The 25754-nt window shown below is 62.1% G+C and carries 26 protein-coding genes; 14 read left to right on the top strand and 12 right to left on the bottom strand.

All coding sequences use genetic code 11. The features are described from left to right. Positions 1 to 9: 9 nt before the first annotated feature. A complete protein-coding gene (locus JQM66_RS03010) occupies positions 10 to 1143 on the bottom strand; it encodes a cysteine desulfurase family protein (protein WP_235228321.1) in 1134 nt (377 codons plus the stop codon). 147 nt (positions 1144 to 1290) lie between these two features. On the opposite strand from JQM66_RS03010, the gene mtaB reads away from it, so the two are divergent. From mtaB to JQM66_RS02995, 3 genes are read left to right on the top strand one after another with little or no spacing between them, the layout of a single operon-like run. Further along, positions 1291 to 2580, top strand: coding sequence for a tRNA (N(6)-L-threonylcarbamoyladenosine(37)-C(2))-methylthiotransferase MtaB (gene mtaB, locus JQM66_RS03005; RefSeq protein WP_235228320.1), 1290 nt, complete (start codon positions 1291 to 1293; stop codon positions 2578 to 2580). Positions 2581 to 2584: 4 nt separating this feature from the next. Next, entirely contained in the window at positions 2585 to 3160 is a 576-nt protein-coding gene (yfbR, locus tag JQM66_RS03000; protein WP_235228319.1) for a 5'-deoxynucleotidase, read from the top strand. Beyond that, on the top strand, positions 3157 to 4107 hold the full coding sequence (locus JQM66_RS02995; protein ID WP_235228318.1) for an alpha/beta hydrolase: 951 nt from the start codon (positions 3157 to 3159) through the stop codon (positions 4105 to 4107). The genes yfbR and JQM66_RS02995 overlap by 4 nt, the downstream gene beginning before the upstream one ends. A gap of 30 nt (positions 4108 to 4137) precedes the next feature. Here JQM66_RS02995 and recG read toward each other — a convergent pair whose 3' ends face one another. Next, positions 4138 to 6186, bottom strand: a complete 2049-nt coding sequence (recG, locus tag JQM66_RS02990) for an ATP-dependent DNA helicase RecG (RefSeq protein ID WP_235228317.1) — start codon at positions 6184 to 6186, stop codon at positions 4138 to 4140. 125 nt (positions 6187 to 6311) lie between these two features. Between recG and JQM66_RS02985 the strand changes: the two genes are divergently transcribed. Continuing rightward, positions 6312 to 6782 (top strand): RNA polymerase sigma factor, encoded by a 471-nt coding sequence (locus JQM66_RS02985; protein WP_235228316.1) that lies wholly within the window; start codon positions 6312 to 6314, stop codon positions 6780 to 6782. After that, entirely contained in the window at positions 6772 to 7515 is a 744-nt protein-coding gene (locus JQM66_RS02980) for a zf-HC2 domain-containing protein (protein WP_235228315.1), read from the top strand. Before JQM66_RS02985 ends, JQM66_RS02980 begins: the two co-directional genes overlap by 11 nt. A 348-nt stretch (positions 7516 to 7863) precedes the next feature. Here the strand turns inward: JQM66_RS02980 and JQM66_RS02975 are convergent, their stop codons facing one another. Beyond that, positions 7864 to 8361: a dihydrofolate reductase gene (locus JQM66_RS02975; RefSeq protein WP_235228314.1), complete on the bottom strand. Its 498-nt coding sequence runs from the start codon at positions 8359 to 8361 to the stop codon at positions 7864 to 7866. 11 nt (positions 8362 to 8372) lie between these two features. Continuing rightward, positions 8373 to 9203, bottom strand: a complete 831-nt coding sequence (thyA, locus tag JQM66_RS02970; protein WP_235228313.1) for a thymidylate synthase — start codon at positions 9201 to 9203, stop codon at positions 8373 to 8375. A gap of 172 nt (positions 9204 to 9375) precedes the next feature. Between thyA and JQM66_RS02965 the strand changes: the two genes are divergently transcribed. Together JQM66_RS02965 and JQM66_RS02960 are read left to right on the top strand one after the other, a co-directional pair. Continuing rightward, positions 9376 to 10227, top strand: a complete 852-nt coding sequence (locus JQM66_RS02965) for a helix-turn-helix domain-containing protein (RefSeq protein ID WP_235228312.1) — start codon at positions 9376 to 9378, stop codon at positions 10225 to 10227. Between the two features lie 13 nt (positions 10228 to 10240). Next, a complete protein-coding gene (locus tag JQM66_RS02960) occupies positions 10241 to 11593 on the top strand; it encodes an MATE family efflux transporter (protein WP_235228311.1) in 1353 nt (450 codons plus the stop codon). 57 nt (positions 11594 to 11650) lie between these two features. Here the strand turns inward: JQM66_RS02960 and JQM66_RS02955 are convergent, their stop codons facing one another. After that, positions 11651 to 12541, bottom strand: coding sequence for a helix-turn-helix transcriptional regulator (locus JQM66_RS02955; protein WP_235228310.1), 891 nt, complete (start codon positions 12539 to 12541; stop codon positions 11651 to 11653). Between the two features lie 193 nt (positions 12542 to 12734). On the opposite strand from JQM66_RS02955, the gene JQM66_RS12545 reads away from it, so the two are divergent. Further along, complete coding sequence (locus tag JQM66_RS12545) at positions 12735 to 12857, top strand: hypothetical protein (RefSeq protein ID WP_268824288.1); 123 nt, start codon at positions 12735 to 12737, stop codon at positions 12855 to 12857. Positions 12858 to 13169: 312 nt separating this feature from the next. On the opposite strand, the gene JQM66_RS02950 is transcribed toward JQM66_RS12545, so the two are convergent. The 3 genes from JQM66_RS02950 to JQM66_RS02940 form a co-directional block, all read right to left on the bottom strand. Continuing rightward, positions 13170 to 14351 carry an iron-containing alcohol dehydrogenase gene (locus JQM66_RS02950; RefSeq protein WP_235228309.1) on the bottom strand — a complete coding sequence of 394 codons (1182 nt, stop codon included), beginning with the start codon at positions 14349 to 14351 and terminating at the stop codon, positions 13170 to 13172. Between the two features lie 628 nt (positions 14352 to 14979). Continuing rightward, positions 14980 to 15951 carry a D-2-hydroxyacid dehydrogenase gene (locus tag JQM66_RS02945; RefSeq protein ID WP_235228308.1) on the bottom strand — a complete coding sequence of 324 codons (972 nt, stop codon included), beginning with the start codon at positions 15949 to 15951 and terminating at the stop codon, positions 14980 to 14982. Positions 15952 to 15954: 3 nt separating this feature from the next. Next, the gene (locus JQM66_RS02940) at positions 15955 to 17553 is read right to left on the bottom strand and encodes an NAD(P)/FAD-dependent oxidoreductase (protein ID WP_235228307.1); all 1599 of its coding nucleotides are present in this window, start codon (positions 17551 to 17553) and stop codon (positions 15955 to 15957) included. Positions 17554 to 17784: 231 nt separating this feature from the next. Between JQM66_RS02940 and JQM66_RS02935 the strand changes: the two genes are divergently transcribed. Continuing rightward, positions 17785 to 19140: a S1C family serine protease gene (locus JQM66_RS02935; protein ID WP_235228306.1), complete on the top strand. Its 1356-nt coding sequence runs from the start codon at positions 17785 to 17787 to the stop codon at positions 19138 to 19140. A gap of 169 nt (positions 19141 to 19309) precedes the next feature. On the opposite strand, the gene JQM66_RS02930 is transcribed toward JQM66_RS02935, so the two are convergent. Then, a complete protein-coding gene (locus JQM66_RS02930) occupies positions 19310 to 20203 on the bottom strand; it encodes a DMT family transporter (RefSeq protein ID WP_235228305.1) in 894 nt (297 codons plus the stop codon). Between the two features lie 179 nt (positions 20204 to 20382). Between JQM66_RS02930 and ychF the strand changes: the two genes are divergently transcribed. From ychF to JQM66_RS02910, 4 genes are all read left to right on the top strand, one after another. Beyond that, positions 20383 to 21492, top strand: coding sequence for a redox-regulated ATPase YchF (ychF, locus tag JQM66_RS02925; RefSeq protein WP_235228304.1), 1110 nt, complete (start codon positions 20383 to 20385; stop codon positions 21490 to 21492). After that, positions 21485 to 21697: a hypothetical protein gene (locus tag JQM66_RS02920; RefSeq protein WP_235228303.1), complete on the top strand. Its 213-nt coding sequence runs from the start codon at positions 21485 to 21487 to the stop codon at positions 21695 to 21697. The genes ychF and JQM66_RS02920 overlap by 8 nt, the downstream gene beginning before the upstream one ends. 114 nt (positions 21698 to 21811) lie before the next feature. Next, positions 21812 to 22288, top strand: coding sequence for an RNA polymerase sigma factor (locus JQM66_RS02915; RefSeq protein ID WP_235228302.1), 477 nt, complete (start codon positions 21812 to 21814; stop codon positions 22286 to 22288). Next, a complete protein-coding gene (locus JQM66_RS02910; protein WP_235228301.1) occupies positions 22281 to 23579 on the top strand; it encodes a M23 family metallopeptidase in 1299 nt (432 codons plus the stop codon). Before JQM66_RS02915 ends, JQM66_RS02910 begins: the two co-directional genes overlap by 8 nt. A 36-nt stretch (positions 23580 to 23615) precedes the next feature. Here JQM66_RS02910 and JQM66_RS02905 read toward each other — a convergent pair whose 3' ends face one another. Beyond that, positions 23616 to 23819: a hypothetical protein gene (locus JQM66_RS02905; protein ID WP_235228300.1), complete on the bottom strand. Its 204-nt coding sequence runs from the start codon at positions 23817 to 23819 to the stop codon at positions 23616 to 23618. A gap of 84 nt (positions 23820 to 23903) precedes the next feature. Between JQM66_RS02905 and JQM66_RS02900 the strand changes: the two genes are divergently transcribed. Then, a complete protein-coding gene (locus JQM66_RS02900) occupies positions 23904 to 24122 on the top strand; it encodes a helix-turn-helix domain-containing protein (protein WP_235228299.1) in 219 nt (72 codons plus the stop codon). Between the two features lie 41 nt (positions 24123 to 24163). On the opposite strand, the gene JQM66_RS02895 is transcribed toward JQM66_RS02900, so the two are convergent. Beyond that, positions 24164 to 24793 carry a trimeric intracellular cation channel family protein gene (locus tag JQM66_RS02895; RefSeq protein WP_235228298.1) on the bottom strand — a complete coding sequence of 210 codons (630 nt, stop codon included), beginning with the start codon at positions 24791 to 24793 and terminating at the stop codon, positions 24164 to 24166. A 9-nt stretch (positions 24794 to 24802) separates the two neighbouring features. Next, complete coding sequence (locus JQM66_RS02890) at positions 24803 to 25690, bottom strand: LysR family transcriptional regulator (RefSeq protein WP_235228297.1); 888 nt, start codon at positions 25688 to 25690, stop codon at positions 24803 to 24805. Positions 25691 to 25754: the final 64 nt, after the last annotated feature.

The following is a 25754-nucleotide window of genomic DNA, read 5'->3' as shown; positions in this document are numbered from 1 at the left end:
GTTTGATGCTCATAGCATGGGCATCCGGTTGTCGTGGTGGTTTTTCAGAGCATCGGCGCAGGCGTCGATGTCGGCTTTGGTGGTCTCCGGGCCGAAACTGATGCGGATGACGCCGCCCGCTGTCTTTTTGGGCAGCTTCAGGGCGGCCACCACATGGCTGGGCTTGCCCTGGTGGCAGGCGGAGCCGGCGGAGATGCAGAGGCCCTGGGCGGACAGGTCGTTGACGATGTTCTGGCTGGGCCAGCCTGCCAGAGAGACCGCCAGAATGTGGGGGGCAGTGCCGTCAGAGATCACCGTCAGATCGGGAATGGCAGTGAGACGCTCCACAGCGTAAGCCTTGAGCTCCGCCATGTGGGCCAGCTTGTCCGCAAGGTCCTCTGTCCGCAGTTCCACCGCCTTGGCAAAGCCGGCGATCTGGGCGGTGGCCTCTGTGCCGGACCGCAGGCCGCCCTCCTGGCCGCCGCCGGCCAGCAGAGGCCGGGGATTCCGCACCCGGGGGCCGATGTACAGGGCGCCCACGCCCTTGGGGCCGCCGATCTTGTGGCCGGAGATGGTGATGAAGTCCGCCCCCAGAGCTTTGGCGGAGAAGGGGACCTTCAAAAAACCCTGCACCGCGTCGGTGTGCAGTAATGTCTTGGGATTTTTGGCAGCCAGGCCCTTGGCGATGTCCGCGATGGGATAGACATTGCCCAGCTCGTTGTTGACCATCATCACACTGACCAGGGCCGTGTCGGACCGCACTGCGGAGAGCACCTGCTCCGCCGTGATGCTGCCCTTGCCATCGGGGGCGATGCGGGTCACCTCGTAACCCTGCTGCTCCATCCACTTGCAGCATTCCAGCACGGCGCTGTGCTCCACGGCGGTGGTGACGATGTGGCGCCCTACATGGCGGTTTTGCCAGCAGGCCGCCTGGATGGCCCAGTTGTCGCCTTCGGTGCCGCAGGCGGTGAAGTACAGCTGCTTCGGCTCGCAGCCCAGGGCATCGGCCACGGTCTTCCGCCAGCCCTCCACCTGCTTTTTCATGTCCAGACCCAGCTGGTACTGGGAGCTGGGGTTGCCGAACTGGTTCGTCAGAACCTCATACATGGCGTCCGCCACTTCCCGGGGGACGGGGGTGGTGGCGGCGTGATCCAGATAAATCATAGGGAGAACTCCTTTTCTTGGGACTTGCCCTGAAGAGAAATAAACGGTATACTAGTACGGTAACATGCAAAAACGAGTTCGGTTTTACCGTACTTGCACAATTTTATTATTATATAGAGCTTTTTCAGAAAAGGCAAGGAGATTCCCATGAAAGTTGCCATTTACACCCTTGGATGCAAGGTGAATCAATACGAGACCCAGGCCATGGAGCAGGAGCTGCGGCGGCGGGGCCATGAGGTGGTGGAGTTTTCCGCCCCGGCCGACGCCTACGTGGTCAACAGCTGCTCCGTGACCGCGGTCAGCGACCAGAAATCCCGGCAGATGCTCCACCGCGTCCGCCGGGAGCACCCGGCGGCGGTGGCGGCCCTGTGCGGCTGCTATCCCCAGACCCATGTGGAGGACGTGCGGAAGCTGGATGTGGACCTGATCGCCGGCACCGGCGACCGGGTGGGCTTCATCGACCTGCTGGAGCAGGCGGTGGAGGAGAAGCGGCCCATCGAGGCCATCGACAAGGCCTTCGACCGCCGGACCTTCGAGGTGCTGCCCGCCGGCGGCATGGCGGAGCGCACCCGGGCTATGCTGAAGGTGGAGGACGGCTGCGTCAACTTCTGCACCTACTGTATCATCCCCTACGCCCGGGGCCCCGTCCGGTCCCTGCCCCTGGACAAGGCCATGGAGCAGGCGGCACAGCTGAAGGCCGACGGCTACCGGGAGATCGTCCTGACGGGCATCGAGATCTCCTCCTGGGGCAAGGACCTGAAAAACGGCCAGACATTGATCGATCTGATGGAGGGCCTGTGCAAGGCTGCTCCCGGCGTCCGCATCCGGCTGGGCAGCCTGGAGCCCCGGACCATCACGGAGGACTTCTGCCGCCGGGCGGCGCAGCTTCCGGACCTGTGCCCCCAGTTCCACCTGTCCATGCAGAGCGGCTGTGACGCCACCTTGAAGCGCATGAACCGGAAGTACGATACCACCCGTTTTGCACAGTCTGTTGCACTTTTGAACCAATATTTTGAACATCCGGCCATCACCACCGACATGATCGTGGGCTTCCCGGAGGAGACGGAGGAGGAGTTCGCCCAGACGCTGGACTTCATCCGTACCTGCGGCTTCGCCCAGATGCATATCTTCCCCTACTCCATCCGGCCCGGTACTCCGGCGGCGGAGATGCGCCAGGTGCCGAAAGCCGTCAAGGAGGAGCGGGCTCGCCGTGGCGCCGCGGTGGCGGCGGAGATGCGGCGGGCATATCTGGCTGCCTGCGTGGGCAAGATGTATTCGGTCCTCTTTGAGCAGCCCAAGGACGGCCGTTTCTTCGGCCACGCCCCCAATTACATGGAGGTGCTGGTGGAGGGGGAAAACCTGCACAACACCGTGAAAAACGTTCGCATCACCGGCCTGGAAGGCGAGGCCCTTTTGGGCGAGATCGTGGAGGAATGAGCACATGAAAAGTCACTTTTTTGCATACATCTCCCGGATGCGGTTCATCCAGCGCTGGGCGCTCATGCGCAACACTGCCCAGGAGAACGTTCAGGAGCACAGCCATCAGGTGGCCGTCCTGGCCCACGCCTTGGCGGTCATCCGCAGCGAAAAATTCGGCGGCACCGTGGACCCCGGCCAGGTGGCGGTGGCGGCGTTGTACCACGACGCATCGGAGATTTTGACCGGCGACATGCCCACCCCCATCAAGTACGACAACCCCGCCATCCGCAAGGCCTATAAGGACGTGGAGGCGGTGGCGGAGGGCAAGCTGCTGGCCATGCTGCCGGAGGAGCTGCATGGGGTATACGCACCCATCCTCACCCCCACGGACCCGGAGGTCATCCGGCTGGTGAAGGCGGCGGACAAGCTGTCCGCCTACATCAAGTGCGTGGAGGAGCTGAAGGCCGGAAACAACGAGTTCCGGGAGGCCGCCGCCCAGACCCGCAAAGCACTGGAGGCCTATGAGCTGCCGGAGGTCGGGTACTTCCTGGAGACCTTCATGGACAGCTTCGCCCTGACGTTGGATGAACTGAAATGAGCGTGAAGCATGCGATGAAAACGGCGGCGGTCCTGACCGGAGCCGCCGCATTGACCACAGCCGTGGGAGCCTGGTGCGGCTACCGCACCGCCTTTCAGGCGGACCCCCGGCGACAGTCCCCCATTCAGGAAATTCCCGAGGGCGAAGGCTTTGACGAATACCGGGAGCAGATGCTGGAAAACATCCGCATCCTGCTGGAGACACCCTATGAGCGGGTCACCGTTCGCTCCCACGACGGGCTGAAGCTGGTGGGGAAGTTCTATGAGGGACAGTCCGGCGCGCCCCTGATCCTGTTTTTCCACGGCTACCGCTCCACGGCGGAGCGGGACGGCAGCGGCGGCTTTCAGCTCTGCCGGGAACGGGGCTGGCACATTCTGATGCCGGACCAGCGGGCCCACGGGGAGAGTCAGGGGGACACCATCACCTTCGGCGTCCGGGAGCGGCTGGACTGTCTGGCCTGGGCCCGGTATGCTGCCAGACGGATGGGACCTGACACGCCCATCTTCCTCTGGGGAATCTCCATGGGAGCCGCCACGGTGCTGATGGCATCCGACCTGCCCCTGCCGGAGACGGTGCGGGGCATTGTGGCCGACTGCGGCTACGACACCCCGGCGGGCATCGTGAAGGAAACCATCCACCATCGCCGCTGGCCCCTGTTTCCCCTGTATCCCTTCACGGCGCTGGGCGCCCGGTTGTTCGGCGGTTTCAGCATCACGGAGACCTCGGCCCTGGACTGCGTGAAGCGGGCCAGACTGCCCATCCTGCTGATCCACGGCGAGGCGGACCATGTGGTTCCCTGCGGCATGGCCCTGGCTCTGCGGGACGCCTGCGCGGCAGAGGTGCAACTGCTGACGGTCCCCGACGCAGGCCATGGCGTCAGCTGGTACGTGGACATGCCCGCCTATCAGGCGGCGCTGCTGCGGTTCATGGAAGCGCATATGGAATAAGAAAAACCGGCCGTTTTCACGGCCGGTTTTTTAATTCAGCGTATCCGACGCCTGGGCGAACAGCTCCGCCACCCGCTCCGCGGCGGCGGGGTGGTCCCGCAGGTCCGGGTCTCTTTCCAGAAGTTCCTCCGCCGCCTGCTGGGCCTCCTTCAAAAGTTGGGTGTCGCAGCCGATGTCCGCGATTTTCAACCCCGGCAGGCCGTGCTGCCGCTCTCCGAAGAAGTCGCCGGGGCCACGGAGCCGCAGGTCCTCCTCGGCGATCTTGAAGCCGTCGGCGGTCTTGGTCATGACCTTGAGGCGCTGCTTCGTCTCCTCGTTCTGGTTGTCGGAGATCAGGATGCAGTAGGATTGGTGCTTGCCCCGGCCTACCCGGCCACGGAGCTGATGGAGCTGGCTCAGGCCGAACCGTTCCGCGTTCTCAATGACCATGACGGCGGCGTTGGGTACATCCACGCCCACCTCGATGACCGTGGTGGACACCAGAATGTCCGTCTCGTGAGCGGCAAAAGCCGCCATGACGGCATCCTTCTCTTTTGCCTTCATCTTGCCATGGACGAAAGCCACCTTCAACTCCGGGAAGACCTCTGCCTGGAGCTTCTGGGCGTAGGCGGTGACGGCCTTCCGCTCGTCGGGCAGCTCGTCATTTTCCTCGACCATAGGGCAGACGATGTAGGCCTGCCGCCCCTCCCCCACCAACTTGCGGATGAAGTTATACACCCGGGGGTGGTAGCTGCCGGGGACGGCGTAGGTCTCAATGGGCTGGCGGCCCGGGGGCAGCTGGTCGATGACGGACACATCCAGGTCGCCGTACAGGATCAGCGCCAACGTCCGGGGAATGGGGGTGGCTGACATGACCAGGGTGTGTGGGTGCTGGCCCTTGGCGGCCAGAGCCGCCCGCTGGGCCACGCCGAAGCGGTGCTGCTCGTCCGTGACAACCAGCCCTAAGTCCGCATACTCTACCCCCTCCGTGATGAGGGCGTGGGTGCCGATGGCAAAGTCGATCTCGCCGCTGGCAAGTTGGGAAGCAATGGAGCGCTTGACGGCGGCTTTCGTGGAGCCCGTCAGCAGGGCGCAGCGGATGCCCAGATTTTCCAGCAGAGGGGCCAATCCGTTGTAATGCTGCTGGGCCAGAATTTCCGTGGGGGCCATCAATGCCGCTTGGCGGCCGTTCTTCACGCAAAAATACACGCAGGCGGCGGCCACCATGGTCTTGCCGGAGCCCACGTCGCCCTGGCACAGCCGGTTCATGGGCTGGCCGGAGCGCATGTCTGTCAGGGCTTCTTCCACGCAGCGGCGCTGGGCATCCGTCAGGGTGAAGGGCAGAGCGTGATAGAATTCTGCCATGTCCACAGCACCGCAGGGCTCCACCTGAACGGTTTCCCGGCGGTTTCGCAGCCGCTGCAGGCCGATGGTGAAGAAAAACAGCTCCTCAAAGGCCAGCCGCCGCCGGGCCAGGTCCAGGGCGGTCTCGTCCTCGGGGAAGTGGATGTTCTCGTAAGCGTAGCCAATGCGGCACAGATGGTGGTCCTGCCGCACTTCATCCGGCAGCACATCGGGTAAAATATCGGCGCAGGCGTCCAGTCCCTGCCGGATGGACCGGGACAGGATCAACTGGGAAACCCCCGCCGTCAGGGGATAGATGGGCACGATGCGGCCCGTGAACTCTCCCCTGCCCTCCCGCTCCACGATGGGACTGGCCATGGTTTTCCGCAGGAGGTTTCCCTCCGCCTTGCCGTAGAAGATGTAGGTCTCCCCCTGGATGAGCTGGTTTTTCAGCCATGTCTGGTTGAAAAAGGTGATATCCAGCACGCCGGACTCGTCCACCGCCCGGACCTTCACCAGGTCCATGCCCTTCCGGATATGGGAGACCTTGGGCTCCGCGGCGATCATAGCCGCCACGCAGGCGCTCTCCCCGGGGACCAGGTCCGCAATGCGCCGGGCCTGCCGCCGGTCATCGTACTTTCGGGGGAACCAGCTAATCAAATCCCGCAGCGTTGCGATACCCAGCTTGTTCAGGGCCTTGGCCCGCTGCTCGCCGATGCCTTTGATAGAGCGAATGTCAGTGTTCAGGTCCGCCATGGAGGTCCCCCCTTTCCTTCCGGTTTTCTTTTCATTATAATCAAAAAAACAGGATTTGAAAAGTCCCTGTAACGAAATGAAGTTCCCGCCGTCTTATGGGTGACGAGCAGAGAGGAGGTGGAGCGGTGCCTGATTTTGAGGAGGTCTACCGGCTGTATTTCGCCGACGTGTACAAGTACATTCTGACTATCTGCCGGGACGAGGCCACGGCGGAGGAGGTGACCCAGGAGACCTTCTTCAAGGCCCTGACGGCCATCGACAGCTTTCGGGGTGACTGCCAGCTGCGGGTGTGGCTGTGTCAGATCGCCCGGAATCAGTACCTGTCATTGTGCCGGGATCGGCAGAAGTTTGCGGATACGGCCCCGGAACAGGGCGGCGGCATTGAGGCCCGCTTCGACGACCGGGAGGACGCCCGGCGGCTCCATGTGCTGCTCCACGGCCTGCCGGAGCCGTATAAAGAGGTGTTCTCCCTGCGGACCTTCGGAGAGCTGCCCTTCTCCCAGATCGGAGAGCTGTTCGGTAAGACGGAGAGTTGGGCCCGGGTGACCTACTTCCGGGCCAGGCAGAAATTAAAGGAGGAATTCCATGGAACATGAGATCGTGATGGACCTGCTGCCCCTGTACCATGACGGGGTGTGCTCCGCCGCCAGCCGGGCGGCAGTGGAGGTACATTTGGAGACCTGTGACATTTGCCGGGAGGCGCTGGCGGAGATGGACGCCCCCCTGCCCACAGCTGAAACGCAGAAAAACGCCGCCGACGGGGCGGCGGTGAAGAAAATTTCCGAAGAATGGAAGAAGACCAGGTGGAAGGCACGGCTGAAGGGTGCCGCCATGGCGGCGGCGGTGTGCCTGGTGCTGGTGGGAGCGTGGCTGGCCGCCACACAGCTGCACCTCTTTCCCGTGCCGGCGGAAAAGATACAGCTTTCCAATGTGCGTCAGCTCTCCGACGGACGGGTTTTGTATCATTTTTATATTGACGACGATCTGAATTTGCGAAGGGTCAAGTTTGAATATGATGAGGCAGGAAACAAGTATTATGTGCCGCTCCGGGCCCTTATCACGGAAAAACGGTGGGACGGCGTGACCCTGGCGGACCGGGAGATGATTCTGGATGTGGCGGAGGAAAACACCTGGGCCGAGAGTCAGGGAATCGACCGGGAGGTCACCCGGGTCTGGTATGGCCGGGGAGAGGAAGCCGTCCTCCTCTGGGAGGAGGGCATGGACCTGCCCGCCGCCAGCGCCGCCGACGAAGCGGCGTGGGGCTACGAGCAAGGCAGCGCCGACTACTGGGCGGCGCGGGAGAACGAGCCGCTGAAAGCGGGCGGATAATATCCGCCCCTACGGGTATCCCATTAGCCCCGCCGCTGCAGAGCAGAAGCGGCAGCGGAAAGAGCAGCAGGTCCGTTCGTCAAGCACCCCGGAAAGAAGCACATACCGCCAAATGCGGAGAAGCACTTCCTGGTTCCCCAAGGCTAAAGCGCACCCGGTACAGGCCTGCAGGTTTACGCTGCACCGACCACGACGACTCCCGTATACGCAAAGACGGCACAGGGCCTTGCCCTGTGCCGTCTTTGCGATAAAAGCGTTTTCTTTTCCACCGCTCCGGCGGCGACTTTTCTTTGGCAAGACAAAGAAAAGTGGGGGGCGGAGTTCCCGCGCCGCAAAGCGGCGTCCCTTTTACAGCTTCGTATTGATGTAATCGATAAACCGGTACGTGACCCCGTTTTCTGCCACCGGGTCGCTGGTGGCTTCGATCTCCCATCCCGGCAGCTTATCCAGGTTGGGGAAGAAGGTGTCGGCGTTCTCCGCCGCGGCGTCCACCTTGGTCAGATACACCCGCTTGCACTTGTTCAGCAGGGCGGTATAGACGCTGCCGCCGCCGATGACCCACAGCTGGTCATCCGGGGTGTCCGCCGCCAGCTCCAGGGCGGCCTCCGGGCTGCCGGCGATCTCGCAGCCCTCCCGGTCAAAGTCCACATTGCGGGTAATGACGATATTCCGCCGCTTGGGCAGGGGCCTGCCGCCGGGGAAGGTATCCAGGGTCTTGCGGCCCAGGATCACGGTGCCGTTCAGGGTCAGAGAGCGGAAGCGCTTCATGTCCGTGGGCAGGGAGAACAGCAGTCTGCCCTCACAGCCGATGGCCCAGCGGCTGTCAACTACAACGATTGCATTCATACGGTCTCACCTCAGATGGCAACGGGAATTTTATCGTCAAAGGGGGCGGGATCATAGCCTTCCAGCGTGAAGCTGTTTTTGGTGAAGGCGTAGAAGTCCGTCACAGAGGGGTCCACCGTGAACTTGGGAGCCTCTCTGGGGGTCTGCTGCAGCATCTTTTCAATGATGGGCACGTGGCGGTCGTAGATGTGAGCGTCGGCGATGACATGGACCAACTCGCCCGGCACCAGGCCGCTGACCTGGGCGAACATGTGGACCAGCACGGCGTACTGCACCACGTTCCAGTTGTTGGCGGCCAGCATATCCTGGCTCCGCTGGTTCAGAATGGCGTTCAGCACGTTGCCGGAGACGTTGAAAGTCATGGAGTAGGCGCAGGGGTACAGGTGCATCTCCGAGAGGTCCGCGAAGTTGTAGATATTGGTCAGGATGCGGCGGGAGGCGGGGTTATGCTTCAGGTCGTACAGCACCCGGTCCACCTGGTCCATGTCCCCCTCGGGATAGTGGTGCTTCACCCCCAGCTGATAGCCGTAGGCCTTGCCGATGGAGCCGGTCTCGTCGGCCCACTGGTCCCAGATCTTGGCGTCCAGGTCGTGGATGTTGTTGGACTTCTTCTGCCAGATCCACAGCAGCTCACCCACGGCAGTCTTCCAGTAGGTGCGGCGCAGGGTCAGGATGGGGAACTCCTTCTGCAGGTCATAGCGGTTCACGATGCCGAACTTCTTCACCGTGTGGGCAGGGGTGCCGTCCTCCCAGTGGGGACGGACCTGCTGGTCGGTATCCCACACGCCGTTTTCCAGGATATCCCGGCAATTTTCAATGAAGCGGATGTCTGCGTAGCTCACGGCAGCTGCCTCCTTTTTTCTTTTCAATGGTAGTATAGCAGATATGAAGTACGAATTCCATGGCCTTTTACCCAAAGACCGCCAAATTTTTTTCATGGTTTTGTGCGGAATTCGGATTGTAAAATGGCAGGATGTGCGATATGATGGACCGACTGAAAAGGGGGTGACTGCCGTGCTGGACCGCAGCGAGGTTGGTAAACGGGGATATCTGAACGAGGGCTTCCGCCTGTTCCATCTGAAGGACAGCCGGGCGCAGCAGCTGGAGTACCATTACCACGAATTCGACAAGCTGATTTTGATGCTGGGGGGCAAGGTCACCTATGTGGTGGAGGGCGTCACCTACTTTCTGAAGCCCTGGGATGTGCTGTTGGTGCAGCATAACCTGATCCACCGACCCATCATTGATCCCTCGGAGCCCTATGAGCGCATGGTCCTCTGGCTGGGGCGGGACTGGGTCACGGCCCGCAGCGACCCCGGCGAGCGGCTGGACGCCTGCTTTGACACGGCCCGGGAGCGGGGCTTTCACCTGTTGCGGACCGACGGCGCCCGGCGGGGACAGTATATGGGGATCATCCAGAATCTGGAGGAGGCCCTGCGGTCCCGGGAGTTCGGCGCCGCCCGCCTGGCGGATACCCTCTGCCAGCAGTTGCTGATCGCCGTCAACCGGGACATCCTTTCCTCCCACACGGCCGCGGAGGCGCCGGACAGCTACCGCCTGGACCCCAAGATGGAGGAAGTGCTGCAATACATCGCTGCCCATCTGGAGGGTGAGCTGTCGGTGGACCTGCTGGCAAAGCAGTTTTATATGAGCCGGTATTATCTGATGCACCGGTTCAAGGAAGTCACCGGCTACACCCTGCACCAGTACATCAGCCAGAAGCGACTGCTGCTGGCGGGGGAGCTGATCCGATCCGGTGTGCCGGTGATGAAGGCGGCGGAGCAGGCCGGCTTTTCTGAATATTCCACCTTCCTGCGGGCGTTCCGGAAGACCTTTCAGGTCAGTCCCAGGGAGTTTCAATCGTAAAGAGGCGAGTGTTTTGAACGAAGTCCGTAAGATCAATATTGAATTCAGCGACCGGGACCTGCGGCGGCTGATCGTCCCCCTGGTCATTGAGCAGCTGCTGGCCATCACCGTGGGCCTGTTTGACTCCGTCATGGTGTCCCAGGTGGGGGAGGCGGCCATCTCCGCCGTCAGCCTGGTGGATACGGTAAACGTGCTGCTGGTGAACGCCTTCGCGGCGCTGGCCACCGGCGGCGCCGTCATCGCGGGCCAGTATCTGGGCCGCCGGGAGGCGGTCAAGGCGGGCCACTCCGGTGCCCAGTTGCTGCTGTTCATGGGGGAGGCGTCCCTCCTCATCATGGTGCTGTTTTACCTGGCCAAGGGCTTTGTGCTGGGGGTGGTGTTCGGCCAGGTGGAGCCGGACGTGGCCGCCTACGCCAACACCTATTACATCATCGTGGAGGCGTCCATCCCCTTCCTGGCTATTTACAGCGCCGGTGCCGCCCTGTTCCGGGTCATGGGCAACTCCAAAATTTCCATGTGGGTGTCCCTGCTGATGAACCTCATCAATGTGGCGGGCAACGCCCTTTTAATTTTCGGCTTCCACATGGGCGTGGAGGGCGTGGCCATCCCCACCTTGGTGTCCCGGGCGGTGGGAGCAGTGATGATGGTGGTGCTGCTGCGGCGGCCGGACCTGCCCCTGCGGGTGGAGAAATTTACCCTGCGCCACGACAGATATGTGGTGAAGAACATTCTGCGCTTCGGCGTGCCCAACGGACTGGAGAGCAGCATGTTCCAGTTGGGAAAGATTTTGCTGCTGTCCACGGTGGCGGTGCTGGGCACGGCCTCCGTGGCCGCCAACGCCATGGGCAACACGATCTGCACCTTCCAGTGCGTGCCCGGCAACGCCCTGGGCCTTGCCATGGTGACGGTGGTGTCCCGGTGCGTGGGCGCCGGAAACTATGAGAAGGCCCGGTTCTATACGAAAAAGCTGATGAAATCCACCTACTTCTTTATGTGGGGCGCCATCGCGCTGGTGTTGGCGCTGCTGCCCCTCATCATGCGGATGTACAACGTCTCCGATCAGGCGGCGTCCTATGCCCGCCAGATCATCTGGATGCACGGCATTGCTGCCGCGGTGCTGTGGCCGGCCTCCTTTACCCTGCCCCAGGCCCTCCGGGCCGCGGGGGATACCCGGTTTACCATGGTGGTCTCCACCGCATCCATGTGGACCCTGCGGGTGGGCCTGGGCGTACTGCTGGGCCGGTTCTGGGGCTTCGGCGTCCTGGGCATCTGGATGGCTATGTTCGCCGACTGGGCCCTGCGGGTGTCCTTCTTCCTGCCCCGGTTCCTGGGCCACAAGTGGGAGACCATGGGCGTCCGGGACTGAGCCGGATTTTCCGATACCTAAAAATTTCCCGGAGGCAACCTGCCTCCGGGAAATTTTTCATGGCGTCTCGCTTCCGTTTCCGGTCTCTCCGTGGAGGGACTGGCGGAATTTTCTGGGGGGCATCCCTACATGCTTGGAGAATTGCAGGTTGAAGTAATTCTGGGTCTCGTAGCCCACCAGCTCCGCGATGCGGGAGATGGGCAGATCCGTCTCCAGCAGCAGGTTCTGGGCCTCACCGATGCGGCGGCGGGTGAGGTACTGCATGGGGGAGTAGCCGCTGACCTCCTTGAACACGTGGGAGAGATAGTAGGGGCTGGCGTGGAGGGCGTCCCCCAGAGCCTGCAGGGTCAGGGGCTCGCTGTAATGGCGGTCGATATATTCCTGCACCTGATGGCCCAGGGAAGCGGGCTCCGTGTCCACCGGCAGCCGCAGGGTGGTGGAGCCGGTGATGGTCAGAACCCGGTCCAGCAGGGCCAGCATGAGGCGGTGGCAGAAGGCCTCGCAGTCCGGCCGGTCGGCGGAAATGTAGCGGTGCATGATGTCATACAGCGCCCGCAGGTCCGGCAGCTCGTCGCCCACCGGATAGACCGCCGGAGCGTCGTCAGGCACCAGCGCGTTCTCCCGCAGGCCGGGCAGCCGCAGTCCCGCCACGGCGATGCACCAGCTGCCGAAGGGACTGTCACTGAGCTCGTCGTGGACCACGCCGCTGTTGATCAGCAGCAGGTCACCCGGCTTTGTGTCATAGGCGGCCTCTCCGATCAGAAACCGTGGGGTTCCCTGATCGATCAGCAATACCTCCGCAAACTCCGGATGGGCGTGGAGCAGCCGGGGGCGGGCCTCCTGAACGGGAGGGCGGCGGCTGACGTACAGCAGCCGGGGCATGGTGTCCTGGGTGAAGGCGGGCTTGTACTTCCGCTTGATAAAGCATTGAACCTGGGGGTCCTGCATATAGGGCTCCTTTCCAATGAAACTGCGGGAAAACGCAAGAAGTTATAAAAACGGGCGGCAGGGGCACAGAGGGGAACGCATTGGGTTGGCAGTTGGAAAAAGCCTTGGAAATCAAGGGTTTTCCACAAAAATAGAGGCAAAAAACCGTCAGAACTAACAACGAAAAACAAGGGCAAACCCGGCAAGATATTGAATGTCTTTTGTAGAAAAACGTGGTATCCTGTATCCAACATCAAGAAAGAAGGAGGTGCCCCACATGCTGTACGCGGCTATTTCCATCATCGTGCTGGGCGGTGCCATGTGCCTGACTCGCTGATTTTCAGCGTTCCCAGAAGTTTCAAGCGGATTCCGAAAGGAGTCCGCTTTTTTGTTGGTTACGGAAACCACCGGCTTTGCCGGTGGAGGTGTCCCGTAAAAAAGCTTTAGCTTCAAGCATCGAGCGAAGCGAGCTGCTAACAGAAAGCTTTCAATAATAGAAAGCTTCCGTTAGAACAGGAATCGCCCGTTTACGGGCTGTGGGGCAAGTGATGCAAGCGAAATAAATTTCAGTGCGTCTTGAGATGCTTGCCGGCAATAGGCCCTTATAGGGCCAACTCAAGCCACCGGCTTAGCCGGTGGTTATGACTTTTTATTGGGCGGTCCGCCGCAGGATGGCCTGCATCTCCTCGGGGCCGATCTTCACGAAGCCGCCGAAGGGGAAGCCGTTTGGCTTCTCCGCCCGGTGGGCCGCCATAGCGGGGATGTCCTCCGCCTTGCCGCCCACATCCTCCAGGGTGGTGGGCATGCCGATGGAGCGGAAGAATTCCCGCAGGCGGGCGATACCCTCTCTGGCGGTGTGTTCGGGGTGGGCGAAGTCCATCTCGCAGCCGAACACGTTGACGGCGAAGCGGGCGAAGCGCAGCACGTCATGGTCACAGACATACTCCATCCAGGCGGGCATCACCACCGCCAGACCCGCGCCGTGGGCGCAGTCGTAGAAGGCGGACAGCTCGTGCTCCATCTGGTGACTGGCCCAGTCCTGGACCCGGCCCACGCCGCAGGAGTTGTTGTGGGCCAGCATCCCCGCCCACATCAGGTCGGCGTGGGAGGCGTAGTCCTCCGGCTGGGCGATGGCCTTGGGAGCGGCCTCCACGATGGTTTTCAGCAGGGCCTCGCACAGCCGGTCCGTGAGCCCCACGTCTGGAGTATTGGTGAAGTACCGCTCGCAGATGTGGGCCATCATGTCTACCGCGCCGCTGGCCAGCTGATAGGCGGGCAGGGAGCAGGTGTAGCGGGGGTTCAGCACGGCGAACTTGGGCCGGATGACGTCCGTCTTGGGGCAGCCCCATTTCAGGTTGCCCTCCTCCCGGGTGATGACGCAGCTGTCGCTGCCCTCGCTGCCCGCGGCGGCGATGGTCAGCACAACGCCCACGGGGAGGGTGGTCTCAATTTTCGCCTTTCCGGTGAAGAAATCCCAGAAGTCGCCGTCATAGCCCGCACCGAAGCCGATGGCCTTGGCGGTGTCGATGACGCTGCCGCCGCCCAGGGCCAGCAGGAAGTCGCAGCCTTCCCGGCGGACCAGGTCGATGCCCTCCCGGACCTTGCCGCTGCGGGGATTGGCCTGGATGCCGCTGAGTTCCGCCCAGGGGAGTCCGGCTTCTTTCAGAGACGCGGTGACGGCGTCGTAGGCGCCGTTGCGCTTCACGGAGCCGCCGCCGTAGACCAGCAGGACGTTGGTGCCGCCAAAGAGGCGCACCAGGGCACCGGTGTTTTGCTCTTCGCCGTCGCCGAAGGCGAAGAGGGTGGGGGCATAAAAGGTGAAATTGTTCATGGAAATACCTCCTTGATGTGGGATCCCCTTGACAGGGGGCGGGGGTGGCGCCGCTTTGCGGCGCGGGGAATGAACCCCCATTTTCTTTTCGACAGCGCCGAAAAGACTGCGCCCGCAGGCGCGTGTCGGAGCCAACCGCCGCAAAGCGGCGGCTCTTGGCCGGAGACAAACGGGCCGCTGGGCGGTCCAAAAGAGAAGAACCGGAGTTGCCGTGATCGTTGCGGTGCAGACTTGCAGGCCTGTACCGGGTGCGCTTGAGTCTTGGGGAACAGAGATGGTGTTGCCCCGCATTTGGAAGTGCGGAGCGGCTTTCGAAATCATATCGGGAGCGGCAGCGGAAACAGAAGAAAGTCCATGCGTCTACCACCCCGAAAGAAAGTCGGAAATATCAGATGCGGGGTGTTCTATCCGAGTTTTGCCGATGTCCGGCGCACTCGGTAGGAGACTGTCAGCTTACATGGGCGCCGGCCACGGCAACTTTCGTATTTGCGGGCAACTTGACACCTCTGTGTCAAGTTGAGCCGCCTGAGCGCCTTTCTTTTGGACCGTGAACGGCCCGTTTTCTTTGGGCGCAACCCAAAGAAAATGGGGGGTTCAAATTCCCGTCCCCTGGTTCAGGGGACATTGCTTAATATCCCTTTGTCCGGTCCACAAACCCATTCAGCGGCCGTCCGGCGGCATAATTTTTCAGGTCCTCGCAGAACATGGCCACGTTGGTGTCGCAGGTATAGCCCAGGGTCATGTTGCCGGAGACGTGGGGCGTCAGGATCAGATTCTTGGTGGCCCACAGGGGATGGTCGGCGGGCAGGGGCTCGGGGTCCATCACGTCCAGGGCGGCGCCGGCGATGCGGCCCGCGTTCAGAGCCTCCATCAGGGGCTCCTGCTCGATGGCGGTGCCACGGCCCACGTTGATGACGTAGGCGTCCTTGGGCAGCAGGGCGATGCGCTCCCGGTTCAGGATGTGGATGGTCTCCGCCGTGCCGGGCAGGGCCATGACCAGAATTTTTGTGTCCGGCAGGACACGGTCCAGGTCTGCGATGGGATGTACCTCGTCAAAGGCCGGGTGGGGCTTGCCGGAGCGGCTGAGGCCGATGATCTTGGCCGCGCCCATGCCCCGCATCCGGTCCGCCACGTTGATGCCGATGTTGCCGGTGCCCAGGATGGTGAACTCGTTGTCCCGGATGGAACGGATGGGCAGTTGGTTGGACCAGCTTTGGTTCCGCACCACTTCCTCATACTCCGGCATCCGCCGCAGGAGCATCAGGGTGACCATCACCACGTGTTCGGCAATGGTGACGCCGTAGACATTGGAGTTGGTCAGAATGCAGTCGGGATTTGCAAAGATGGCCGGGTCCTTGCAGTAGGGGTCCACCCCCGCAAAGGAGCAGCAGTACCACTTCAAGGAAGAGGGAGCCGTTCGCAGCAGGTCCGGAGAGTGGGCGTACAGCACCTCGCAGCCCTGCAGGCAGGCCCTGGCCTCCTCGAACTGGTCCAGGGTAAAGAAATGGGGTACGAAGCCCAGCTCCTCGCTGGCTTTCTGAATCTGCGCCTTGTGGGCGTCCGTCAGAAATTCCTGATAGATACAAATATTACGGTTCATAGCTTAACCCTCCTGAGAGATGGATCGACAGATATGTTCGGCGCAGCGCATGCCGTCGGCAGCAGCGGAGAGGATTCCGCCGGCATACCCGGCTCCTTCGCCGCAGGGATACAGGCCCCGGACAGCCGATTGATACGTTTCGTCTCTGGGAATGCGGACGGGGGAGGAACTGCGGCTCTCCACGGCGGTGAGCACCGCGTCGGGCTGGTCGTAGCCCTTCAGCTTTCGTCCCAGAACGGGCAATGCCTGGGCCATGGCCTCTGCCACGAAGGGGGGCAGGCAGTTCCACAGATTGGCCCATGTGACGCCGGGGCGGTAGCTGGGTTGTACCCGGCCCGGTCCCGTGGAGGGACGCTTCAGGAGAAAGTCCTCCACCCGCTGGGCAGGCGCCCGGTAGCCGCCGCCTCCCAGGGTGTAGGCAGCCTCCTCCAGCTTCCGCTGGAACTGAATGCCCGCCAAGGGGGAGCCGTCGCCGTCGAAGTCCTCCGGGGTGACGTTCACCAGCAACGCGCCGTTGATGTTCTCCTTGTCCCGGGCAAATTCGCTCATGCCGTTGGTGACCACCCGGCCCTCCTCCGAGGCGGCAGCCACCACCTCGCCGCCGGGGCAGACGCAGAAGGAGAAGGTGGAGCGGCCGTTTGGCAGGTGGCAGGACAGCTTGTAGGTGGAGGCGGGCAGGCCGGGGTGTCCGGCGTACTGCTTGTACTGGGCGGCATCGCAGTCCGATTGTCGCTGCTCAATGCGGACGCCCACGGCGAAGGGCTTGGCCTCCATGGGGACGCCCCGGCTGTACAGCATTTCAAAGGTGTCCCGGGCGGAGTGGCCGGGGCACAGCACCAGATGGCGGCAGGGGAGGGTGTAGGTTCCCTCAGGGCCCTCCACGGTGATGCCCGCCAGCCGTCCGTCCCGGACGTCCAGGTCCGTCAGGCGGCTTTCAAAGCGGATATCCGCCCCCAGGGCCAGCAGCTCTTTTCGCAGATTTTGCAGGACAATGTGCAGGTAATCGGTGCCCACATGGGGCTTGGCATCCATCAGGATATCCTCCGGTGCGCCGTGGGACACCAGGGTCTCCAGAATGAAGCGGTGACGGATATCCTTGGTGCCGGTGTTCAGCTTGCCGTCGGAAAAGGCCCCGGCGCCGCCCTCGCCGAACTGGACGTTGCTGGTGAGGTCCAATTCCCCCGTGGCCCAGAAGCGGTCCACGTCGGCCTTCCGCCGCTCCACCGGGCGGCCCCGCTCCAGCAGAATGGGCTTGAGACCCGCCCGGGCCAGCACCAGGGCGGCGAACAGGCCGCCGGGTCCGGCCCCCACCACCACCGGCGGGATGGCCGGAGGCTTCATAGGTGCAGGCAGCAGATAGCCGGGAGTCCGCTCCATGCGGGAGACCTTTTTATGGCACCGCTTCAAAACGTCGGTCTCGTTTTTCACACCGGCCTCTACGGTGTATACCATGGACACGCCCTCCCGGGCGTCCACGCTGCGGCGCAGCACCCGCAGGGACAGAATGTCCTTTTCCCGGACCTTCAGGATACGGGCCGTCTCGGCGGACAGGGAGCCCATATCCGCGCCGGGAGACAGTTTGATGTTTTCTACTTTCAGCACGGCAGTATCTCCTTTTTGCGATCACGGCGTTATTTTACCACAGATTTGGAACTGCGGAAATAGAAAGCGTTCACAATTGTTTAAAACTTCTTTCAGACTTTTTTAAGTTACGGCCTTTATACTGCAGACAAAGGTTCAGGAAGGAATCAGAATTCAAAGACCGTACAAATTCATTTCATAGTTTTGTCATAATAAATTGTTAGTATTTATACACTGAAGGAGGCACCCTGTATGTATCAGGACGAAAACAATCTGTACCATTACAGCTACAGCAGCGATGACCAGCCGGGTCAGAGCTTTGAACCCAGCGGATATCAGTCCGGGCCCCGGCAGCCCGTGCAGGAGATGAAGCCTGTGAAGAAAAACCGGATGGGCCTGAAGATCACGGCCCTGGCCCTGGTGTGCGCCCTGCTGGGCGGCACCGTGGGCGGCGGAGCCGTCTGGGCCCTGGGCGGCGGTCTCGGCAAAAATGAGACCTCCATCAACGTCAGCAACCGTCCCGCCACCCAGGTAGCCATCCAGCAGGTGGATGGCAAGACGGCCATGAGCGATGCGGAGGTCTACGCCGCAAACGTCAACAGTGTGGTGTCCATCAATACCACCGGCACCTCCGGCACCAACTTCTTCGGCCAGCCCGTGCAGACGGCCTCTGCCGGTTCCGGATTCGTGCTGACCAAGGACGGTTATATCGTCACCAACTACCATGTGGTGAAGGACGCGGACACCGTGAAGGTCACCATGTACAACGGCGACGAGTATGAGGCAAAGTACGTGGGCGGCGACGAGGACTACGATATCGCCGTCATCAAGGTGGAGGCCACCGAGCTGCAGCCCGTCACCCTGGGCGACAGCGAGAAGCTGAACGTGGGCGACCATGTGCTGGCAGTGGGCAACCCCCTGGGCGAGCTGACCTTCTCCATGAGCGGCGGCATGGTCTCCTGCGTGAACCGGGCCATCAATGTGGACGGCACCCCCTTCAACATGATCCAGACCGATGCTTCCATCAACCCCGGCAACTCCGGCGGCCCCATGTTTAACCAGTATGGCGAGGTGGTGGGCATCGTGTCCGCTAAATATTCCAGCACCGGAAATGAGTCCGTGGAAGGCTTGGGCTTCGCCATCCCCATCAACGATGTGATCGCCATGATCCAGGACATCATGACCAACGGCTATATTACCAACAAACCCTACCTGGGCATCACGCCCATGTCCATGACGGAGCAGATGGCGGCCCAGTACCGTTACAGCGTCACCAGCGGTGTGTTCGTCTGCTCCACGGAAGAGGGCAGCGCCGCCGAGAAGGCGGGATTGAAGCTGGGAGATGTTATCACCAAGGTGGACGACACCGAGATCAAGACAGTGGAGGATCTGAACGCGGCAAAGAAGAAGTATTCCGCCGGCGACACCTCAACGCTGACGGTCTACCGGGACGGCCAGACCATTACGGTGGAGATCACCTGGGGCGCTGTACCGGCCGACCAGCAGACCAGCCAGACGGAGCAGAGCCAGAACAATAACAGCCAGTCCGGCAACAACGGCAACTACTACACCAACCCCTTTGACATCTTCAACTACTTCTTCCGCTAAAGGGAACACCTTTCCGGACCCGATGACGGCCCCGCGGCAGCAGCTGCGGCAAGGCAGACGGCCGTCTTTGCGGCGGGACCGGGAGGTTTTAGATAGAGAGAAGCAGACACCAATGAGAAAAACACCCACCGCTGCAGTTCATTTCAACGGTGGGTGTTATTTTGCGCGGTCAGGACCGGCTCTTTTTCCCCAGGGGCAATTCGCTGAGGAGCGTAGACCCCAGCACCAGCAGAGCACCTATGGCACCGGGAAGAGTCAGATGCTCCTTCAGGAACAGAGCGGAGAGGAGAATGGCCGACACGGGATCGATGTAGCTGAACAGAGCTGCCGTCTGGGCGGAGAGCGCGGGGATGGCGCTGAAATACAGGGCATAGGCCACGCTGGTGTGGAGGATGCCCACCACCAGCAGCAGTACGATCCCCAGGGGCGTCCAGGTCAGCTCCTGGTTCCGCTCCGTTACCAGCACGTAGGGCAGCAGAGCCAGGGCGGCCACGCCCAACTGCAGGATGGTCTTGTCGAAGGCGGGGACATCGGGGAGCTTTTTATTCATCAGCACCGCGGCGGCGTAGAGCACGGCGGCCCCCAGGCCGCAGAGGATTCCCAGAGTCTGGCCGGAGCCGGAGAAGCCGCTCTCCAGCACGCCGAAGACCAGCACCATGCCGAAAAGGGCGCCCAGAATGCAGAGGGCCTTCCGTAAGGTAAGGGACTCCTTCAGCAGGAGCGGGGACAGCAGCATCACGAATACCGGCGCCAGATAGTAACAGAGGGTGGCGGTGGCCACGGTGGTGTAGCGGTAGGCCTCGAACAGCAGGATCCAGTTGAAGCCGATGGCCACGCCGGAAAGGCACAGCAGCGGCAGCCGCCGCCGGAGAGCGGAGCGGTCCAGGGGCGTTTTCCGTGTCCGGGTCAACAGCAGCAGGAACGCCGTGCCCACCACGCCCCGTACCAGGGCGATAACGCTGGAGGGCAGGGGAATGTGCCGGACGAAGATTCCGATGGTGCCGAAGATCAGCATGGAGGCCGTCAACCGCAGCCTGGCGGCGCCGGCAGGTGAGAGGTTCATGGGGGAGCTACCTCCATTTTCTCAAATTTTCCCTCATGTTACCATAAAATCCGCCCTGACGCAACGAATGCGGCGGGAAAAGAGGCCAACTGCAAGAGAAGTCCCACAAATACTTGCACTTTCCCGTGGAGGATGATACAATATCATGTCGAAAAAATCAGCAAGGAGAGTTGCTTTTTATGAAATTAGGTATCGTGGGCCTGCCCAACGTGGGCAAATCGACCCTGTTCAACGCCATCACCAACGCCGGCGCCGAGAGCGCCAACTATCCCTTCTGCACCATCGACCCCAACGTGGGCATGGTGGCCGTGCCCGACGAGCGGCTGGACAAGCTGGCCGAGATGTACGAGCCCGACAAAAAGACCCCCGCCGTCATCGAGTTCGTGGACATTGCGGGCCTGGTGAAGGGCGCCAGCCAGGGCGCGGGCCTGGGCAACAAGTTCCTGGCCAACATCCGGGAGACCGACGCCATCGTCCATGTGGTCCGCTGCTTTGACGACGAGAACATCATGCACGTCGTCGCCGACGCCGGCATCAACGTGCCCGTGGACCCCCTGGGCGACATCGAGACCATCGACCTGGAGCTGATCATGGCGGACCTGGAGATGGTGAACCGCCGCATCGAGAAGGCCCAGAAGGCCGCCAAGGGCGACAAGAAGTTCCTGCATGAGGTGGACGTGTTCAAGGGGCTGGCGGAGCACCTGAACGGCGGCAAGTCCGCCCGGACCTACGAGTGCTCTGAGGATGACATGGCTCTCATCGCCACATCTGACCTGCTGAGCCTGAAGCCCATCATCTACGCCGCCAACACCGACGAGGACGGCTTCACCAACCTGGACGGCAACCAGTACTACCAGCAGGTGAAGGCCCTGGCGGAGAAGGAGGGCGCCCAGGTGCTGCCCATCTGCGCCAAGCTGGAGCAGGACATCGCCGAGCTGGAGGGCGAGGAGAAGCAGATGTTCCTGGAGGAGTTGGGGGTGCAGGAGTCTGGTCTTGACCGGCTCATCAAGTGCTCCTACGCTCTGCTGGGCCTGATCTCCTTCCTGACCTACGGTAAGGACGAGTGCCGGGCCTGGACCATTAAGAAGGGCACCAAGGCTCCCAAGGCCGCCGGCAAGATCCACACCGACATCGAGCGTGGCTTCATCCGCGCTGAGGTCATCGCCTATGACGACATGATGAAGTGCGGCAGCGTCAACGCCGCCAAGGAAAAGGGCCTGCTGCGCAGCGAGGGCAAGGAGTACGTGGTCCAGGACGGCGACATGATCTACTTCCGCTTCAATGTCTGATATGACGGAGCAGGAACGCCTTGCGGCCTATGACCGCATGTACGCCGATTTGCTGAAGGAACGGGACAAGGTGCTTGCCGATATGGACAGGCTCCGTGCCGCCGGGAAAAACCGGGGCGCCACCTATCAGCAGCTGATGGCCCAGAAGCTGACGGTGCAGAACCTGATTGGTCGGTTTGAAATTTACGGCATCAAAGAAAAGTGAGAAAGTATCCCATCGGACTTCCGGTGGGATATTTTTTTCAAGCAGGGAACATTTTGCGGCCAACAGGCGTGTTCAGGGTGAAAGCGCTTTTGATTCTAGGAAAGGAGGCATTGCATGACGGAACAAGCCCTTTGCAATGCCATGCGGCTCCACGGCGACACGGTGTACCGTCTGGCCCTGTGCCGGATGCAGAACACCGCTGATGCGGAGGACGTGTATCAGGATGTATTCCTGCGGCTGCTTCAGCAGACGGCGGACTGGGATGATGAACATATGAAAGCCTGGCTGATCCGGGCTACCCTGAACCGCTGCGCGGACCTGCACCGCTTCCGTCTACGGCGTCCGGTGCTGGCCCTGGAGGACATTCCGGAGCTGGCCCGGCCCGCGGACGACAGTGCCGCCGGACTGTGGGACGCGGTGGCCCGCCTGCCGGAGAAGCTGCGGACAGCAGTGCACCTGCACTACGCCGAGGGGTACTCCACCGAGGAGATCGCCGCGCTGCTGGGGGTGCCGCCCGCCACCGTTCGGACCCGGCTCCACCGGGCACGGCGTCAACTGAAAGACCTGTTGGGAGGTATTGATGATGAATGACTATCGCAAGCTGATGGAGGAGATTTCTGTCCCCGAGGAGTTGGAGGACCGGGTATTGTGCGCGGCCCGGCGGCAGCGGGCGGAGCAGGCGGGACCTAAGCGGTTGGAGAAGCGGGGCTGGAAGCCCGTTCTGCGGGGGGCCGTGTGCGCCGCCTGCGCCCTGGCCCTGGTGCTGGGGACGGTCCATTTCCGGCCCGCCGAAAAGAGCGGAGAACAGCCGGGGACCGCGCCGGTGATGACCTATTCCTTCGGCCTGACGGCCTATGCCGCCGACACTGGGGAGACGGTACAGCCCAACGCCAACGGAGGACTGGCCTTTGATTCCGGTTCCGGCATGGCCGACCAGGAGACCGGACACTATACCGGATGCCTGTTCCGGGTGACGGGAGAGGAGATCAGGACGGTCTCCCTCACCGTGGATCGGGGCGGCCTGTACCGCAGCGAGACCCGGACGGGACTGACCACGGAAGAGGTGCGAAAGCTCTGGCAGGCAGAGGAAGCGGGCGGCTCTGTCTGCACCATCTACGGCAAAGACGAGAACGGCCCCATGAACGCCGAAGTGATGACCGCGCTGGGCACCAGCGTCACGGAGGACTACGACCCGGAGGCGCGCTACGGCTTCTGGGTGCCGGAGTACCGGGAGGACCCGGACACGGATCTGCGGCAGGCGGCCCGGGCCAGCATTGACACCTTTGACGGCGCACGGCTGACCGTGACCGTCACCTTTGCGGACGGCGGGGAGCAGAGCAAGACCTACACCCTGTCCACCGGCCGTCTGCGGGTGGAGTACGGGGAGGACGGGACGCGGACCATGCTGCCCCAGCTGGCGGGGGACGAGGAACCCTTTGTCTACGGCATTTACGCCGCCAGCGAGGCGGAGAGCCGCTGGCTCCAGTGGCCTGTCCAGGACAGCCGGACGGTGTGGAAGGGCAATCCCTATGGCATCATCAACGGCAAGCTGCACAGCGGCATCGACATTCCCGCCGACCAGGGGGCCGTCATCCTGGCGGCGGCGGACGGCACCGTGACGGAGACAGGCTTCGACGCGGCCAGGGGCAACTACCTGATTCTGGACCACGGGGGCGGCCTGACCACCCTGTACGCCCATTGCCGGAATGTGGACGTGAAAGAGGGCGACACGGTGCAGGCAAGAGCGATGATCGCCGCCGTAGGCTCCACCGGCATGTCCACCGGCCCCCACCTCCACTTCGAGGTCCGCCAGGACAGCGAACCCCAGAACCCGGTGGCCTACTTCGACAGCGCCATCCGGGAAACGTTGAAAGCGGAATAAGAATATGAAAAAGCCTCTCCCGCGGGAGAGGCTTTTTCATGTGCAGTGGTCGGCGTATTCCTGGGCTGTTTTCACGTACAGCTCGGCAGAATCTCCCTCGTCGTCCGCCGTCAGCTCCCCGGAATCCAGACGCATGCTCAGTGTGGTGCGCAGGCGCGCCTTTTGCAGGATATGAATAGCGTCTCCCAGGGCTTCATCCAGAATCTCGTAGGCTTTTTGATAATCAGGTTCTCTGGTCATTTTTATCACCTCACTAGATAGTATAGGTCCAAATCACCCTATTTTCAATAGGTCAATAGGGCATAATTTTGATGGGTGATGGATATGACACCGATGAAAGTGCTCCGAAAGGAGCGGGGCTATTCCCAGGTCAAGATGCAGATGCTGACCGGGATCGACCAAAGTGATTATTCCAAGATCGAGAGCGGAAAGCGAAACATGACTTTTGAACAGTGCCGGCGCATTGCGCTGGCGTTGGAGACCAGCATGGATTATCTGGCTGGCCTGACAGATGAACAGCAACCCTATCCGCCCAAAAAGTAAGGACCGCTGCAGATGCAGCGGTCCCGTTTTATTTGCCTGTATCACTCGTGGGCTTTTGGCAGGTTCCAGCGGTAGTGGGCCGACAGGACCCGAATCAGGATGACCAGCCCGCCGCCTGCCAGCATGGAGCCCATCTCCCCGGCGTAGTGCCACAGCAGCCCGCACACCAGCGCACCCGCCAGAGACGCGCTGGCGTAGACGTGCTTGACGAAGATATAGGGGGTGTCCCCGGCCATCATGTCTCGCAGCAGTCCGCCGCCCACGCCGGTGATGACGCCCACGAACACCAGCAGAAAGACCGTGGCCTGGGGCACGTGGGCATAGGCCGTGCGGATGCCCACCACGGTGAAGATGCCCAGGCCCGCCGTGTCCATCCAGAACATGGCCTTGTCAAAGAGGACCGTGTTGTGCATCAGGAGACGGCGCACTCTGGAGAAGAACAGCACCAGCGCCGCCGCCAGGGCCACCGTGGCGTAAATGGGGTCCCGGAAGGTGGCGGGGGGCGTGTTGCCCAGGATCAGGTCCCGGATGACGCCGCCGCCCACGGCGGTGGTCAGGGCCAGAATGCACACGCCGAAGATGTCCATGTTCTTTTTGATGCCGGTCATGGCTCCGGAGGCCGCGAAGGCCACAGTGCCCACCAGCTCGAAGATCAGAATAAAGGTATCCATCCTTTGACTTTATGCCTTTCCTTTCCGCACCATTTCCATGAAAGCGGCGGCTGCCGCCGTGGGAGTCACGTCCCGCAGGGTGCACATGTCCACGGACCGGGCGGGGATATCGAAGTCCGTCTGGAGCAGGCGGATGTCCCCGGCGTCCAGAGCCTTCTGCACGAACTCCAGGGTCACGCCCGCCACGCCCAGGCCGATGCGGGCCAGGGACACCAGCAGGCTGCGGGAGGAGAGCTCAATCTCCGGCGTCAGGGTGACGCCGCTTTTCAGAAATTCCTGCTCCAGGAACACCCGACTGCTGGCCTTCCGCTCCAGCAGGATCAGGGGGAACTCCGCGATCTCCTGGCGGGTGTAGCGGTGGTCGAAGTCGCAGTCATAGCCGCTGCCTGCCACAAAGACGGAGTGGGTGGCAAAGCAGGGCCAGCTCTCCACCGCCGGGTCGGCGGGGGAGGAGGCGAAGGCGATGTCCACCGCCCCGGATTTCAGCATGCTCAGCACCTTGGCGCTGCGGCCGCTGACGATCTTCAGCCGGATGCCGGGGTGAAGGCGGTGGAAGGCGTCCAGATAGTGAACCAGGAAAAAGCTGGTGACGGTGTCGCTGGCGCCGATGGTCAGGGTGCCCAGCAGCAGCTGCTGGGCCTGGGACAGCTTGTCCTCTCCGGTGGCCAGAAGCCCCAGGGCACTGCGGACGTACTGGTACAGCATCTGCCCCTCCCCGGTGAGGGTGACGCCCCGGGGACTGCGGGCGAAGAGCCGGGCCTGGAGGGCGGTCTCCAGCTGCTTGATGGACTGGCTCACCGCCGACTGGGAGATATAGAGGTTTTTCGCCGCCACGGAGATGTTGCCCGTCTCGGCCACCTCCTTGAATACGCGGTACAGCTCCAGCTTGACTGCCATAAGCGCTCCTCCTGCAATTAGTATTTCTTATTACCGATAAATCATTATAAGCAGGAAATGAGTA

This window comes from Oscillibacter valericigenes (assembly GCF_021531915.1).
In the GTDB taxonomy this organism is placed as follows: Bacteria; Bacillota; Clostridia; order Oscillospirales; family Oscillospiraceae; genus Oscillibacter; species Oscillibacter valericigenes_A.
The sequence above is the reverse complement of the archived record's forward strand: the minus strand, read 5'-3'. Positions and strand labels throughout refer to the sequence as shown.